The following is a 15,010-nucleotide window of genomic DNA, read 5'->3' as shown; positions in this document are numbered from 1 at the left end:
TATGACTCCGCCGACACGATTGTCGGCGGGGAAAATATGATATGCATGCTTACTTATTGTTTTATAAAAATAAAACTAATCAACAATAACTTATTAATTACTCTTCACTAAATAGATCACCACCATGCATATCAACCATATCTAGCGCCTTGCCGCCACCTCTGGCAACGCACGTTAATGGATCTTCAGCTACTACTACATGAATACCTGTTTCAGCCGATAATAACTTATCAATATTACGTAATAGAGCACCACCACCGGTTAAAACCATACCATGTTCTGAAATATCAGAAGCAAGCTCAGGAGGGCACTGCTCTAATGCAACTTTTACCGCACTAACAATACCGCTTAATGGTTCTTGTAATGCTTCTAAAATTTCATTAGAGTTTAAAGTAAAGCTACGCGGCACACCTTCAGCAAGATTGCGCCCACGCACTTCAATTTCGAGAACTTCATCACCAGGATAAGCACTACCAATAAAATGTTTGATTTTTTCGGCTGTTGCCTCGCCAATTAAAGCGCCATAATTGCGACGAACGTAGTTAATAATCGCTTCATCAAATCGGTCACCACCAATACGAGCAGATGCAGAATAAACAACACCATTTAGCGAAATGACAGCTACTTCGGTAGTTCCACCACCAATATCAACAACCATTGAACCAGTAGGCGCAGATACAGGTAAATCAGCACCAATAGCTGCTGCCATTGGTTCTTCAATTAAATACACTTCACGAGCACCTGCGCCTAAGGCTGACTCTCGGATAGCTCGACGTTCAACTTGTGTAGCACCTACAGGAACACAAACAAGTACGCGAGGACTTGGTCTTAAAAAACTATGGCTATGAACTTGACGGATAAAGTGCTGCAACATTTCTTCAGTAACAGAAAAATCAGCAATAACGCCATCTTTCATCGGTCTAATGGCTGCTATATTACCTGGTGTTCGCCCTAACATTAGTTTCGCAGCATGCCCAACAGCAGCAACACTTTTTCGAGTACCTGTGCGATGATCTTGGCGAATCGCTACAACAGAAGGTTCGTTTAATACTATACCTTGCCCTTTTACATAAATAAGTGTATTCGCTGTACCTAAATCGATTGATAAATCATTTGAAAACAAGCCACGAACTTTTTTGAACATAATAAAAACTCTTCCTAGAATTAATCTTGTTTAAGTATATTTCAGTATTAAAAACCACCATGGAATCAAAAAATAAATATTTCAAATTTATCAAGGCTAAATGGAGTATTATTTAATCCTTTCAAACCATAGCAAATCTCAATAGTAATTAACGGTCGATATTGTATCGCAATTATAAAATAATACCTAGAAAATAGTATAACAAGTGATTGTAAAGGAGATATATAATGACAAAATCTGTTTTACAGTGTATTCTTCCGCGTTAATGTTGAGTTACAACTTTATTACCGACTAAAAAACAGCTTTAGTCGATAATAAGGATGCATTTAAATAATTGTTACTTATATCAAATAAACACGGTGTAATTCATGGATATACGCAAAATTAAAAAGTTAATTGAATTAGTTGAAGAGTCAGGTATTTCAGAGCTTGAAATTTCTGAAGGTGAGGAATCAGTTCGAATTAGTCGAGCTGCTCCTACTACAAACTATTCTGCGCCAGTACAAAATATTCAAATTCCTCAACCAGCTCCTGTTGTAGTTGCTCCAACCGTTCAAACAGAAGTTGTAACTGATAATGTGGTAACTGATGATACAACAATTAAATCCCCAATGGTTGGAACTTTTTATCGTACACCGAGCCCAGAATCAAAAGCTTTTGTTGAAATTGGCCAAACAGTAAATGTTGGCGATGTGCTTTGCATCGTTGAAGCGATGAAAATGATGAACCAAATTGAGTCAGAAAAAGCTGGTACAATAAAAGCCATATTGGTTGAAAATGGTCAACCAGTTGAATTTGATCAGCCACTATTCATTATTGAATAATCTGAATTTATTATTGACAATACGATTAAGAGATTGAATATGCTTGATAAAATTCTTATTGCGAATCGTGGAGAAATAGCTCTACGTATCTTACGAGCATGTAAAGAACTTGGAATAAAAACTGTCGCTGTTCATTCTACGGCAGATAAAGATTTAAAACATGTATTACTTGCAGACGAAACCGTCTGTATTGGCTCAGCAGCTTCGGTAAAAAGTTACCTTAACGTTCCTGCATTAATTTCAGCTGCGGAAGTAACCGGAGCAGCTGCAATTCATCCTGGTTATGGTTTCTTATCTGAAAATGCAGATTTTGCTGAACAAGTTGAGCGATCTGGATTTATTTTTGTTGGTCCTAAACCAGATACTATTCGCCTTATGGGTGATAAAGTATCAGCAATTCACGCCATGAAAAAAGCAGGTGTTCCTTGTGTACCTGGTTCAGATGGTCCTCTAAGTAGCGATATTGAAATTAATAAACAAATTGCCAAGCAAATTGGCTATCCTGTTATCATTAAAGCTTCTGGCGGCGGTGGCGGTCGTGGTATGCGTATTGTTCGTGAAGAAAAAGATCTTGAACAATCAATTAAAATGACTAAGTTAGAAGCCAAAACTGCTTTCAACAATGATATGGTTTACATGGAAAAATTCCTTGAAAATCCACGTCATATTGAAATTCAGGTACTTTCTGATGGTCAAGGAAATGCTGTGTATTTGGGTGAACGAGACTGCTCAATGCAAAGACGACATCAGAAAGTTGTTGAAGAGGCACCAGCTATTGGTATTACGCCAAAAATGCGCAAATTCATCGGTGAACGTTGCGTTAATGCATGTATCGAGATTGGCTACCGAGGAGCTGGCACATTCGAATTTTTATTTGAAAATGGCGAGTTTTATTTCATTGAAATGAATACCCGTATTCAAGTAGAACATCCTGTTACTGAAATGATAACCGGTGTTGATCTAATTAGGGAACAAATTTTAATTGCAGCTGGCAAACCACTTTCAATTAAACAAAGTGATATTGAAATTAAAGGTCATGCGATTGAATGTAGAATTAATGCTGAAGATCCCAAATCGTTTATGCCATCACCAGGGAAAATCACTCGCTTCCATGCACCAGGTGGCTTCGGCATTCGTTGGGAATCGCATATTTATGCTGGTTATAGTGTCCCACCTTACTATGACTCAATGATTGGTAAATTAATTGCTTATGGTGAAACTCGTGAGGTTGCTATAGCACGTATGAAAAATGCGTTAGCCGAACTGGTTATTGATGGGATCAAAACCAATATTGATCTTCATATTGATATTATGAACGATAAGGGCTTCCAAAAAGGTGGCACAAATATCCATTATTTAGAAAAGAAATTAGGTATTTATGAATAACAAAATAATCCCTATTTATTAGGGATTATTGCTTTATAGTATCAATAAGGTATGGGTAGAAACAAATGAAAAAATGGAAACGAAGTGCTGAAGAAATTTTAACTATGGGACCAGTGGTTCCGGTTATCGTTATTGAACGAATTGGGGATGCTGTACCTCTAGCTAAAGCTCTTATTGCTGGTGGAGTGAAGGTACTAGAAGTAACGTTAAGAACAGCTTGTGCGATTGAAGCAATTAAGAAAATCATCAAAGAGGTTCCTGAAGCAATTGTAGGAGCAGGAACAGTAACTAGTGTTGAACAACTAAAACAGGTTACTGAAGCTGGTGTAGAGTTTGTTATTACACCAGGAATTACCGATGCTATTTTAGAAGCTGCAGTTGCAGGCCCTATTCCTGTTATTCCTGGTATTGCAACTATTTCTGAATTATTAAAAGCCCAAGAATATGGTTTAACGGCATTAAAATTCTTCCCAGCTGAAATCAATGGCGGAGTTGCTGCATTAAAGGCATTTTCTGGCCCTTGCGGATACATGAAGTTTTGCCCTACAGGCGGTGTGAATCCTAAAAACTACCGCGATTATTTGGCACTTAATAATGTACTATGTGTTGGTGGAACTTGGTTTATTCCAACGGATGCCATAGCAAAAGGTGATTTTACTAAAATCACTGAGATGGCTAAGGAAGCTGTTGCTGGTGCACAGTAGTTAATTATTATTCCGCCGATACAATATCGGCGGTTAATTATTATTTCCTAGCTTTAATTAACTTCTCAATCCTAGTCCACTATCAATCAGTCGCCATGCAATTACATAAAGTACAGTTACAAATAAAATAAGCATTGAAAATGTGATCCATAATGGCACATCTGACACTCCCAAAAATCCATAACGAAAACCATTAATCATATAAACAATGGGATTAATTTTCGATACCCATTGCCAAAATGTTGGTAACATAGTAATTGAGTAAAAAACACCACCAAGATAAGTTAATGGTGTTAACACAAATGTTGGAATAATACTTATATCATCAAACGTTTTGGCAAATACTGCATTAAGTAGACCAGCTAATGAAAATAAAATCGAGGTCAATAGCAATGTAAAAATAATAAACAACCAAGAATGTACATCGAAGCGAACAAAGAATAGCGATACAATAGTAACCAAAATACCCGTTAAAATACCGCGCATCACACCACCACCGACATATCCTAGAATAAGAATATTTGTTGATACTGGCGCCACCAATATTTCTTCAATGTTACGTTGAAATTTAGCACTAAAAAAGGATGAACAAACATTGGTATAGGAATTAGTAATTACTGACATCATTATTAAGCCTGGAACAATAAATTCCATATAGCTAAAACCGCCCATATCGCCAACACGAGAGCCAATTAAATTACCAAAGATAATAAAATAAAGCGACATGGTAATAACAGGTGGAATTAAGGTTTGAATCCAAATTCTTAAAAATCGGGTTACTTCTTTACGCCAAATACTTTTTAAGGCAATCCAATATAAATTATTCATTAATGCCACCTTTTTGTTTAGTATCACTATGCAACAGCTCAACAAATAACTCTTCTAATCGATTCGCTTTATTTCGTACGCTGATAACTTTAATATTTTGTTTATTTAATTGTTCAAATAATTGATTTAATCCATTTTGTTTATCTACTTTCACTTCCAACATCCCAGGCTCAACATCGAAATAATTATAGCCATTTAACTCAATCGGCTTAGGCGTCGCCACATAATCAATAACAATTGTTTCAGATTGGCTTTTCGCCAATAGCTCACGCATTGATGAGTTTGCTATCAATTTGCCGCTCTGAATAATACCAATATTTCTACAGAGCATTTCTGCCTCTTCTAAATAATGTGTGGTTAAAATAATTGTGATACCTTGACGATTGATTTCACGTAAAAAATCCCACATAGAACGGCGTAATTCAATATCAACGCCTGCAGTCGGCTCATCAAGAATTAATAATTTAGGTTCATGCACGAGAGCTCTGGCTATCATTAATCGCCTTTTCATTCCACCTGATAGCATGTTAGCTCGACTATGACGTTTATCCCACAAATCTAAAACTCGCAAATATTTTTCGGCTCGCTCTAATGCGATTTTTCGGGGCAATCCATAATAACCACCTTGATTAGTGACTATTTGTAACACTTCTTCAAATTGGTTAAAATTGAATTCTTGCGGTACAATCCCTAATTGTCTTTTAGCATTTACAATATCGGTATCTAAGTCGTAACCAAAGATTTTTACTTGCCCGCAAGTTTTAGTCACTAATGAACTAATAATACCTATTGTTGTTGATTTACCAGCGCCATTTGGTCCCAGCAAAGCATAAAAATCGCCTGCTTGTACAGTTAAATCGATACCTTTTAATGCTTCTACACCGTTTTTATAGATTTTCTTGAGTGAGATTAACTCAAGTGCAGGAATTGATAGCATGAATATATCCTAAGTGAATCAATTGTTATTTTAATAATATGATATCATGTTTAATGAATCGACAATATAATCAATCATTGTAAAGAGCTTTTTAGTTTTATTTATATCAATATAAATAAATTATAATTTCTAAAATAAAACACATATTATTAATTAAATACTAATAACGTATCTTTAATTATCATTCTGCGTCTAAGTTATTGCTTAAGGAATAAGTATCATGTTTAAGATTGGATTAGTTTCAGTGTCAGATAGAGCATCAAGTGGCATTTATCAAGATGAAGGCATACCATCATTAATATCATGGTTGCAAACAGCACTGAAAACACCATTTACAACCGAAAACCATATTATTCCAGATGAACAAGTTGTTATTGAACAAACATTATGTGAACTTGTTGATAGTCAACATTGCCATTTAATTTTAACTACTGGTGGCACAGGCCCTGCGACTAGAGACGTAACGCCTGATGCAACATTAGCAATCGCTGATCGTGTAATGCCCGGTTATGGTGAGCAGATGCGTCAGATCAGTTTACATTTTGTACCAACTGCTATTTTATCTAGGCAAGTTGGTGTTATTCGCAAAAAATGTCTAATCATCAACCTACCTGGAAGGCCAAAATCAATTAAAGAAACACTTGAGGGTGTTAAAGATGATCAAGGTAATGTTATTGTGAGTGGCATATTTGCTAGTATCCCTTATTGTATACAACTACTAGAAGGACCTTATATTGAAACCTATGACCAAATAGTGAAATCTTATAGACCTAAGGATGCAATTAAATCAACGCTTTAATTTTATGCATATTTAACGCATAATTATGTATATAATAATTGCTACTGATACATTAAAATTGGTAGTAGTTGTTTTGGTTTAAATATCAGTTAGACTTTATTATCAGTCTTATAACTACATTTATTAGTAGTAAAGAGTAACAAATTAGAAGCCAAGGAACATTATGAAACAAGCTAATCTCACAAAAACATTTAAAGAGATGCTTCGTCAAGAGAAGTTTAGTTCACAAGTAGAAATCGTACAAGCATTACAAGAACAAGGATTTGATAACATTAATCAATCAAAAGTTTCACGTATGCTAACCAAATTTGGTGCGGTAAGAACCAGAAATGCAAAATCCGAAATGGTCTATTGTTTACCTGCAGAAATAAGCGTACCAACAACTAGTAGCCCATTAAAAAATTTAGTGATTGATATTGATTTCAATAGCTCAATGGTGGTGATACGTACTAGCCCAGGCGCAGCTCAACTCATTGCTCGATTACTAGACTCAATTGGTAAATCGGAAGGTATTTTAGGTTCAATTGCTGGTGATGATACAATCTTTAGTACACCAACTAAAGATTGTACTGTAAAAGAATTATATCAAACCATTATTGAATTGTTTGAACGAGAGCTATAGATCTTTCCATTTTGCCATATTACAACTAAATAATTTTTAACTTTTAACCTATTGACACAATTAATAAAATCGTTAATCCTATATAGTGCTGATTTCGTAACAGAAGTTGCAAAACGAAGAGGCGCATTACTCAGGTAAGTCATTTTAGGGACTGGAACCACTAATAAATGATCGAGGGGACGTAATGCCGAGGTTTGATTACCCATCCAGAAGTAATTAAATCGACTGCAAGGGCTGAATCCCTTGGGTTGTCACCTTAACAGGTGGAGCGCTTCATGGTTTGTACTTTTTAATTGTAAATAGAACATGCCCGCTCTAACTCTGTTAAAAATAAAAATTTTTAATATGAGGAATCCATGGAAACATCATTTGTAATAGCTAAATTTGGTGGTACTAGTGTTGCCGATTATCCAGCAATGGTTAATAGTGCCAATATTGTAATAGCTAACCCTAACGTAAAGGTTGTTGTATTATCAGCCTCCGCTGGCGTAACAAATTTGTTAGTTGCATTAGCAGAAGGACGTGACGCTGAAGTAAGATCTCAACATATTGCGAAAATTCAATCTATCCAATACAACATTCTAGAACAATTACCTGAAAATCCAAAACTACGTGCTGAAATAGACCAAATCATTGCCAATATAGCCTCATTGTCAGAAGCGGCAAGCTTAGCAACATCACCTGCGTTAACCGATGAGCTTGTTAGCCACGGTGAAATTATGTCTTCAAAACTGTTTGTCGAAATATTAAAAGAAAAACAGAAAAAAGCCATGTGGTTTGACGTACGAAAAGTTATGCGCACCAATAATAACTTTGGTAAAGCAACACCTAAAATTGAAGATATTAAACAGCTTTGTTGTGCCCATTTAAAGTCACTAGACAATAGTTGTGTCATTGTAACACAAGGGTTTATTGGCAGTGAAAGTTCTGGAAAAACCACTACTTTAGGACGAGGTGGAAGTGACTATACAGCAGCTTTACTAGGTGAAGCATTGGGTGCAACTCAAATTGATATTTGGACTGATGTTGCTGGAATTTATACTAACGACCCTCGCATTACTCCAGCAGCTAAACGCATTGATGAAATATCTTTTGCGGAGGCGACCGAAATGGCAACGTTTGGAGCAAAAGTACTACACCCAGCAACCCTAGTCCCAGCTGTACGTAGCAATATACCAGTCTTTGTTGGTTCAAGTAAAGCACCACAAGATGGAGGAACTATTGTTTATAGCACTAATAGCATCACATCTAAATTACCTGTTTTCAGAGCATTGGCGTTACGTCGTAAACAAACCTTACTAACACTAACCAGTTTAAATATGCTACATGCACAAGGCTTTCTTGCAAATGTGTTTACGATATTAGCTAAGCATAACATTTCGGTTGATTTAGTAACTACATCAGAAGTAAGTATTGCACTCACTATCGACACTACAGGTACCAATACCAACGGAAACAGTTTATTAACAAAAGAATTATTTGATGAATTATCAACCGTTTGTCATGTCGATATTGAGGAAGATTTAGCTCTCATTGCTATTATTGGTAATAACCTAACCTCAACCAGAGGTATTGCAAAAGAAGTGTTTGGTGTATTAGATGAATTTATTATTAGGCTTTGCTGTTATGGGGCAAGTACTCACAATCTTTGTTTATTAGCAAAAAGCAATGATGCCGAGTCAATTATTAAAATTCTACATAAAACAATTTTCGAACAATAATATATAAAGGGAGATTAAACCTCCCTTTTAATTACGTTTAGTTATCTTCCTATATTCATCAAGTATATGTCCATAGTTGGAAACATGGTCAAATACTTTAATTTTAATTAAAAAAATCATAAGATAACAAATTACCAACAGCATTTACCTACCAAATCCTTATTCATTGATTATTAAAAAATTTACCGTCATTTATTATTTTTAATCAATTGATTAAAACTATTACATTGAGCATCAACATCTGTTAGATTTTTTAATTAATTTGAGTAAACTAAAATTAATTTCAATAAAAGAAGGAAATTATCATGGCTATTATAAGTTGGGTTATTCTAGGATTAATTGCCGGCTGGATTGCAAAGTTTTTTATGCCACTAGGACGTGTAGGGGTTTTTAAAACTATTTTATTAGGCATAGCAGGAGCCTTAGTGGGTGGGTATATTAGCACCTTCTTTGGTTGGGGTAGTGTAACTGGATTTAATTTCCCTAGTTTGTTAATTTCAGTACTTGGGTCGATTATACTCATTTATATCTATCGCCATTTAAAACAATAAGTTATTTTAATTTAAATTGGCGGGTAAACCGCCAATTTAAATTAGATTAAGGTTTATAGTACATCATATTTCTCATCGTCAGTCTTAAAAACATCTATACGAACTCAACAAATTTAATTCAGTTATATTGGTATATACATTTTCTCAATTTTGCTTGCAAAGTTCTCAATAAGTAATTTCGTCATATCCAGAATTTTGTTATATTATCTAGCAAAATCCATCAATTTTACCCTGTAAATTATAATGTTAAAAATATTCAATACATTAACACGCGAAAAAGAAATATTTCAACCAATTACCCCTAATAAAGTTGGACTCTATGTTTGTGGAGTGACAATTTACGATCTTTGTCATATTGGTCACGGACGTACTTTCGTTGCTTTCGATGTTGTCGCACGTTATTTACGTTTTTTAGGTTACGATTTAACTTATGTTCGTAATATTACTGATGTTGATGACAAAATCATTAGACGTGCGTTCGAAAATGGTGAAACCTGTGATCAACTTACAGATAGAATGCTACAAGAAATGTATGCCGATTTTGATGCACTAAATATTCGTCGGCCTGATATAGAGCCTCGTGCAACTCATCATATGCCACAAATTATTAAATTAGTTGAAGAGCTTCTCGAAAAAAAACATGCATATATTGCCAATAATGGTGATGTCATGTTTTCGGTAGACAGCGATCCGAATTACGGTATTTTATCTCGCCAAAATTTAGAACAATTACAAGCTGGTGCTCGAGTTGAAGTTGTTGATGTTAAACAAAATCCAATGGATTTTGTATTATGGAAAATGTCAAAACCTAACGAACCAAGTTGGGATTCACCATGGGGTAAAGGTCGCCCTGGTTGGCACATTGAATGTTCAGCAATGAACAGCTATCAATTAGGCAATCACTTTGATATTCACGGTGGTGGTTCAGATTTAATGTTTCCGCATCATGAAAACGAAATTGCCCAATCAACTTGTGCGCATAACGGTCAATATGTAAATTACTGGATGCACTCTGGTATGGTAATGATCGACCAAGAAAAAATGTCAAAATCACTCAATAATTTTTTCACTATTCGCGATGTATTAAAGCATTATGATGCTGAAACAGTACGTTATTTTTTACTATCCGGTCATTATCGTAGTCAGTTAAATTATAGTGAAGATAATTTAAAACAAGCAAGAATGGCACTTGAGCGACTATATACAGCCTTGCGTGATACTGATGCGAATCATCCACATACGACACCTGACAGTAATTATTATCGCCAGTTTTGTAACGCAATGGATGATGACTTTAATACACCAGAAGCTTATTCAACGCTTTTTGATCTGGCTCGTGAAATAAACAAAGCCAAAGCCGATAATAATATGCAGCTCGCTAATGAATTAGCAGCTGAGTTACGTTATTTATCAGCAGTACTTGGATTATTAGAGCAAGATCCTGTTAAATTTTTACAAGGTAATAAGCAAGATGATGTTGATGTGGCATTAGTCGAAGCATTAATAAAACAACGTAACGAAGCAAGAGCAAGCAAAAATTGGTCTCAGGCCGATGAAGCTCGTGACAAACTAAATGCAATGAATATTGTTCTTGAAGATAGTGCAAACGGCACAACATGGCGCAAAAAAACTAATGGCTAACATACTTAGAATTAATTTTTTGATTAATAGATAAGGTACTATATTAAACAGTATCAACCTTAAAATAGCACCCACAAATCTGTGGGTGTTTCTATTTGACATCAATGTAAAATTTTATTAATCGAAGTTAAAATGCCACGCAAAATATTTAGTTCCTGTTGTTCAATACGTGCACGTGTAAATAATCGACGCAAACGCCCCATAATTTGTCCTGGATGATTGGCATTAATAAAGCCTGTCTGTAATAAAGTTTGTTCTAAATGCTGGTAAAAGCGCTCTATATCAGCATCTATAGGAAACTCAGTTTCAGCCATATTCTCATTTTCCCACCCTGATTGCTTATCTTCAAGATTGAGCATTGACATGCGAATTTCATAACACAAAACCTGTACCGACATAGCAAGATTTAAAGAACTATAACTAGGGTTAGCTGGAATTCCAACATGATAATGGCACTTTTGCAATTCTTCATTAGTTAAACCAACACGCTCACGCCCAAATACCAAAGCGACTTGAGTATGGAGATTTGAGGCTTCTTGAATAATCTTATCGCCACACTTTTTGGGAGTTAAATATGGCCACTGTAAACTACGAGAACGCGCACTAGTACCAATCACTAAAGTACAATCGGCAATGGCTTGTTCAAGTGAAGAAAAGATTTGTGCATTTTTTATAATATCACTGGCACCTGCAGCTAACGAAATCGATTGAGAATCAGGCTTGATGACCGGATTAACTAAACAAAGGTTAGTTAATCCCATGGTTTTCATTGCTCTCGCAGCAGAGCCCATATTGCCTGTATGAGATGTTTCAACCAAAACAATCTTCACATTATCTAAATAACTCACATTGTCCTCATTATTGAAAATTACCTATAACATAGGATAAACTAAATAATTATTAATACAGTATATATTAAATTCATGGTAAAATCAGTGTCAGCCCCTCCACCATGTTATGCAATATTCAGTCAATGGAATTTATTTCAAAATTAAATTAATAAAAATTAGGCAAAACAAAGATCTTATTGACGAGACTAAAATAATTTGCCAATGTAATAACAACATTAAGATTAACTTTGTTGATAAAAAATGAGGAGGTCAATTATGACTTTAAGTATTACCAGTAAACAAATGGAAGTTACCCCTGCTATTCGTAGCTATCTAGAAGATAAATTTTCGAAGTTAGATAAATGGAGAGCACTGTTAATCAACCCTCATTTTATTTTATCGAAAGAACCAGATGGATTTATTGTTGATGCAACAATTGCCACCAAAGGAACTTCATTAGTTGCCTCTGCCAAACATATTGATATGTATGCTGCAATAAATGACCTTATTGATAAGCTTGAAAAACAACTTAATAAACTACAACACAAGAATGAATCTCGGCGTGCGGTTAACAGCATAAAAGACGCAGTATTAGAAGAAGAAATTTAATTTGTTAATTTTCTTGATTGAATAAAAAGGCACTTTGATGGTGCCTTTATTTTTTTGCTTGTTATAATACAAACTATCTTTTTTAAATAACTAATAAAAAATGGCTACAAATCCTTTATTATCTTTGCGAGATAAAATTAATAAATTAGATAAAACATTGTTAGAGCTTATTGCCCAGAGGCGCCAACTTTCAACACAAGTAATTCATACGAAAATTGAAGCAAACATTCCTGTGCGCGACATTGATCGTGAGCGTTCACTTATCAGAGCCTTAATCAATGAAGGCAAAGACTATCATCTTGATGATATTTTCATTAAACGCTTATATCAATTAATTATTGAAGATTCTGTACTATTACAACAAAAAATCTTGCAAGAAAAGCTTAATCTCAGCACAATCATCACAGCCAAAGTTGCCTTTTTAGGCCCCAAAGGATCTTATTCGCATTCTGCTGCCCGCCGTTATGCTAGCGCTCACTTAGATGAAATGATTGAATTAAGCTGTTCAACCTTTAAAGAGATTTTTGAACAAGTCGAAAATGGTGCTGTAGATTATGGAATCTTACCAATAGAAAATTCAAGTTCCGGCTCAATTAATGAAGTTTATGATTTATTGCAAAAAACTAACCTGCATATTATTGGTGAGCTCTCTTTACCTATTGATCATTGTATTCTTGCTATACAAAATTCCCAGCTAGAGCAAATCGATACTATTTATAGCCATCCACAACCATTCCAGCAATGTAGTAACTTCTTAGAGAACTATCCTCATTGGAAAATCATATACTGCGATAGTACTTCATCAGCAATGGAAACTGTAGCTAAATTGAATCAACCTAATGTTGCAGCTATGGGTAATAAAGATGGTGGTGAATTATATGGGCTACAAGTCCTTGAACATAATTTTGCCAATCAAAAAGAAAACATTACTCGTTTTATTGTGTTAGCTCGTCAGCCAATAGAAGTATCTGATCAAATCCCTGCTAAAACCACAATTCTCATGAAAACAGGTCAGCAAGCAGGTGCTTTAGTTGATGCGCTATCGGTATTACGTAACCATAACATTGTTATGACTAAACTTGAATCACGCCCAATTCATGGTACGCCTTGGGAAGAGATGTTTTATATCGATTTGCAAGGTAACATTCATTCTTATGAAATGCAAACAGCTCTCAAAGAATTGGCATCAATGACTTTATATACTAAGGTACTAGGTTGCTATCCTAGTGATTCTATTGTTGCTGCAATGTAATGGCTATGACAATACAATACTTTCCGCAAGCTGTCCTGACGTGGTATGAACAATATGGCAGAAAATCGCTACCATGGCAGGTCGAAAAAAGCTCTTATCATGTTTGGTTGTCTGAAGTGATGCTACAGCAAACCCAAGTTGCAACGGTTATTCCTTACTTTAATCGTTTTATTGAGCACTTCCCACAAATAACAGATTTAGCAAAAGCGCCAATTGATGATGTATTGCATCTTTGGACAGGACTTGGTTATTATGCAAGAGCACGTAATTTACATAAAGCAGCACAATTAATTGTGGATAAATTTAATGGCATGTTCCCTACAAAGTTCGATGATGTCGTCGCACTTCCAGGCATAGGACGCTCAACAGCTGGTGCAATTTTATCTCTTGCACAAAATCAACATTATCCAATTTTAGATGGCAACGTAAAACGTGTTTTAACCCGATATTTTGCTGTTGAAGGTTGGCCTGGTATTAAAACTGTCGAAAATAAACTTTGGCAATTAAGTGAACAAGTCACACCAAAACATAAGGTAGCAAAATTTAATCAAGCTATGATGGATATTGGGGCTATGGTTTGCACACGCACTAAACCTAAATGCTCCTTATGCCCATTGCAAACCCATTGTCTAGCATATAAAACCGAAAGCTGGCAACTCTATCCTACAAAAAAAACTAAAAATGCCATTCCCCAAAAGACAGCCTATTTTTTAATGCTAGAATACGATCATACAATTTGGCTTGAAAAAAGGCCTCCGTCTGGTATTTGGGGAGGATTATATTGTTTTCCTCAATTTTCAAGTAAACAAGCAATAACTGACTGGTTAAAAAAACAAGGTATCGAAACAACAGCACCAAAGCAACTTGTTGCATTTCGCCACACATTTAGTCATTTTCACTTAGATATTTTTCCTATTTATTGTGTCATTACCAAGTATACAAAATGTTTTAATGAACATAGTGGCTATTGGTATAAACTAAAATCTAACAACGCAAAAATAGGTCTTGCTACCCCTGTTTATAACTTATTAAAACAAACAGTTTAATCACGATTTATTATCAATATTGGTGCACTTTTTAGTGCATCATTATTATTCTTGTTTAACTATAATTTGCTAAGCGCATTAGATCATGCGGCTTTAGTTCAGTTTACTTATTTTAT

Annotated in this window: 15 protein-coding genes and 1 riboswitch; of the genes, 11 read left to right on the top strand and 4 right to left on the bottom strand. The window is 35.1% G+C overall.

Annotated features, from left to right (window positions below):
• Nucleotides 1-97 precede the first annotated feature (97 nt).
• Complete coding sequence (locus A9G32_RS10610) at nt 98-1,144, bottom strand: rod shape-determining protein (RefSeq protein ID WP_065574434.1); 1,047 nt, start codon at nt 1,142-1,144, stop codon at nt 98-100.
• A 368-nt stretch (nt 1,145-1,512) separates the two neighbouring features.
• Here A9G32_RS10610 and accB point away from each other — a divergent pair, with 368 nt between their 5' ends.
• From accB to A9G32_RS10595, 3 genes are all read left to right on the top strand, one after another.
• Nucleotides 1,513-1,968 carry an acetyl-CoA carboxylase biotin carboxyl carrier protein gene (accB, locus tag A9G32_RS10605; protein WP_065589539.1) on the top strand — a complete coding sequence of 152 codons (456 nt, stop codon included), beginning with the start codon at nt 1,513-1,515 and terminating at the stop codon, nt 1,966-1,968.
• Between the two features lie 39 nt (nt 1,969-2,007).
• The gene (gene accC, locus A9G32_RS10600; RefSeq protein ID WP_065589538.1) at nt 2,008-3,354 is read left to right on the top strand and encodes an acetyl-CoA carboxylase biotin carboxylase subunit; all 1,347 of its coding nucleotides are present in this window, start codon (nt 2,008-2,010) and stop codon (nt 3,352-3,354) included.
• A 65-nt stretch (nt 3,355-3,419) separates the two neighbouring features.
• A complete protein-coding gene (locus tag A9G32_RS10595; protein ID WP_065589537.1) occupies nt 3,420-4,058 on the top strand; it encodes a bifunctional 4-hydroxy-2-oxoglutarate aldolase/2-dehydro-3-deoxy-phosphogluconate aldolase in 639 nt (212 codons plus the stop codon).
• A gap of 57 nt (nt 4,059-4,115) precedes the next feature.
• Here A9G32_RS10595 and A9G32_RS10590 read toward each other — a convergent pair whose 3' ends face one another.
• On the bottom strand, nt 4,116-4,886 hold the full coding sequence (locus A9G32_RS10590; RefSeq protein WP_065589536.1) for an ABC transporter permease: 771 nt from the start codon (nt 4,884-4,886) through the stop codon (nt 4,116-4,118).
• A complete protein-coding gene (locus tag A9G32_RS10585; protein ID WP_065589535.1) occupies nt 4,879-5,823 on the bottom strand; it encodes an ABC transporter ATP-binding protein in 945 nt (314 codons plus the stop codon). The genes A9G32_RS10590 and A9G32_RS10585 overlap by 8 nt, the downstream gene beginning before the upstream one ends.
• A gap of 220 nt (nt 5,824-6,043) precedes the next feature.
• Between A9G32_RS10585 and mog the strand changes: the two genes are divergently transcribed.
• From mog to cysS, 5 genes are all read left to right on the top strand, one after another.
• Nucleotides 6,044-6,622 carry a molybdopterin adenylyltransferase gene (mog, locus tag A9G32_RS10580; RefSeq protein WP_065589534.1) on the top strand — a complete coding sequence of 193 codons (579 nt, stop codon included), beginning with the start codon at nt 6,044-6,046 and terminating at the stop codon, nt 6,620-6,622.
• Nucleotides 6,623-6,785: 163 nt separating this feature from the next.
• On the top strand, nt 6,786-7,244 hold the full coding sequence (argR, locus tag A9G32_RS10575; RefSeq protein ID WP_065589533.1) for a transcriptional regulator ArgR: 459 nt from the start codon (nt 6,786-6,788) through the stop codon (nt 7,242-7,244).
• Between the two features lie 108 nt (nt 7,245-7,352).
• Nucleotides 7,353-7,526: riboswitch (Lysine riboswitch) on the top strand.
• A gap of 74 nt (nt 7,527-7,600) precedes the next feature.
• Nucleotides 7,601-8,965 carry a lysine-sensitive aspartokinase 3 gene (gene lysC, locus A9G32_RS10570; protein WP_065589532.1) on the top strand — a complete coding sequence of 455 codons (1,365 nt, stop codon included), beginning with the start codon at nt 7,601-7,603 and terminating at the stop codon, nt 8,963-8,965.
• A 305-nt stretch (nt 8,966-9,270) separates the two neighbouring features.
• On the top strand, nt 9,271-9,516 hold the full coding sequence (locus A9G32_RS10565; RefSeq protein ID WP_065589531.1) for a GlsB/YeaQ/YmgE family stress response membrane protein: 246 nt from the start codon (nt 9,271-9,273) through the stop codon (nt 9,514-9,516).
• Nucleotides 9,517-9,759: 243 nt separating this feature from the next.
• Nucleotides 9,760-11,157 carry a cysteine--tRNA ligase gene (cysS, locus tag A9G32_RS10560; protein ID WP_065589530.1) on the top strand — a complete coding sequence of 466 codons (1,398 nt, stop codon included), beginning with the start codon at nt 9,760-9,762 and terminating at the stop codon, nt 11,155-11,157.
• 101 nt (nt 11,158-11,258) lie between these two features.
• Here cysS and trmJ read toward each other — a convergent pair whose 3' ends face one another.
• Nucleotides 11,259-11,948, bottom strand: coding sequence for a tRNA (cytosine(32)/uridine(32)-2'-O)-methyltransferase TrmJ (gene trmJ, locus A9G32_RS10555; protein ID WP_065589581.1), 690 nt, complete (start codon nt 11,946-11,948; stop codon nt 11,259-11,261).
• 315 nt (nt 11,949-12,263) lie between these two features.
• Here trmJ and raiA point away from each other — a divergent pair, with 315 nt between their 5' ends.
• The 3 genes from raiA (at nt 12,264) to mutY (ending at nt 14,894) form a co-directional block, all read left to right on the top strand.
• Nucleotides 12,264-12,596, top strand: coding sequence for a ribosome-associated translation inhibitor RaiA (gene raiA / locus A9G32_RS10550; protein ID WP_065589529.1), 333 nt, complete (start codon nt 12,264-12,266; stop codon nt 12,594-12,596).
• A 100-nt stretch (nt 12,597-12,696) separates the two neighbouring features.
• Nucleotides 12,697-13,848, top strand: a complete 1,152-nt coding sequence (gene pheA, locus A9G32_RS10545; protein WP_065589528.1) for a bifunctional chorismate mutase/prephenate dehydratase — start codon at nt 12,697-12,699, stop codon at nt 13,846-13,848.
• Nucleotides 13,849-13,853: 5 nt separating this feature from the next.
• Complete coding sequence (mutY, locus tag A9G32_RS10540) at nt 13,854-14,894, top strand: A/G-specific adenine glycosylase (RefSeq protein ID WP_065589580.1); 1,041 nt, start codon at nt 13,854-13,856, stop codon at nt 14,892-14,894.
• Nucleotides 14,895-15,010: the final 116 nt, after the last annotated feature.

The sequence above is a fragment of the Gilliamella sp. Gris3-2 genome (assembly GCF_001690345.1).
Taxonomy (GTDB): domain Bacteria; phylum Pseudomonadota; class Gammaproteobacteria; order Enterobacterales; family Orbaceae; genus Gilliamella; species Gilliamella bombi.
The sequence above is the reverse complement of the archived record's forward strand: the minus strand, read 5'-3'. Positions and strand labels throughout refer to the sequence as shown.

Coding starts and splice junctions, on each gene's coding strand:
- lysC (WP_065589532.1), top strand. CDS start 7,601: ATGGAAACATCATTTGTAATAGCTAAATTTGGTGGTACTAGTGTTGCC.
- A9G32_RS10565 (WP_065589531.1), top strand. CDS start 9,271: ATGGCTATTATAAGTTGGGTTATTCTAGGATTAATTGCCGGCTGGATT.
- pheA (WP_065589528.1), top strand. CDS start 12,697: ATGGCTACAAATCCTTTATTATCTTTGCGAGATAAAATTAATAAATTA.
- trmJ (WP_065589581.1), bottom strand. CDS start 11,948: ATGGGCTCTGCTGCGAGAGCAATGAAAACCATGGGATTAACTAACCTT.
- cysS (WP_065589530.1), top strand. CDS start 9,760: ATGTTAAAAATATTCAATACATTAACACGCGAAAAAGAAATATTTCAA.
- A9G32_RS10585 (WP_065589535.1), bottom strand. CDS start 5,823: ATGCTATCAATTCCTGCACTTGAGTTAATCTCACTCAAGAAAATCTAT.
- mog (WP_065589534.1), top strand. CDS start 6,044: ATGTTTAAGATTGGATTAGTTTCAGTGTCAGATAGAGCATCAAGTGGC.
- mutY (WP_065589580.1), top strand. CDS start 13,854: ATGACAATACAATACTTTCCGCAAGCTGTCCTGACGTGGTATGAACAA.
- A9G32_RS10610 (WP_065574434.1), bottom strand. CDS start 1,144: ATGTTCAAAAAAGTTCGTGGCTTGTTTTCAAATGATTTATCAATCGAT.
- A9G32_RS10590 (WP_065589536.1), bottom strand. CDS start 4,886: ATGAATAATTTATATTGGATTGCCTTAAAAAGTATTTGGCGTAAAGAA.
- A9G32_RS10595 (WP_065589537.1), top strand. CDS start 3,420: ATGAAAAAATGGAAACGAAGTGCTGAAGAAATTTTAACTATGGGACCA.
- argR (WP_065589533.1), top strand. CDS start 6,786: ATGAAACAAGCTAATCTCACAAAAACATTTAAAGAGATGCTTCGTCAA.
- raiA (WP_065589529.1), top strand. CDS start 12,264: ATGACTTTAAGTATTACCAGTAAACAAATGGAAGTTACCCCTGCTATT.
- accB (WP_065589539.1), top strand. CDS start 1,513: ATGGATATACGCAAAATTAAAAAGTTAATTGAATTAGTTGAAGAGTCA.
- accC (WP_065589538.1), top strand. CDS start 2,008: ATGCTTGATAAAATTCTTATTGCGAATCGTGGAGAAATAGCTCTACGT.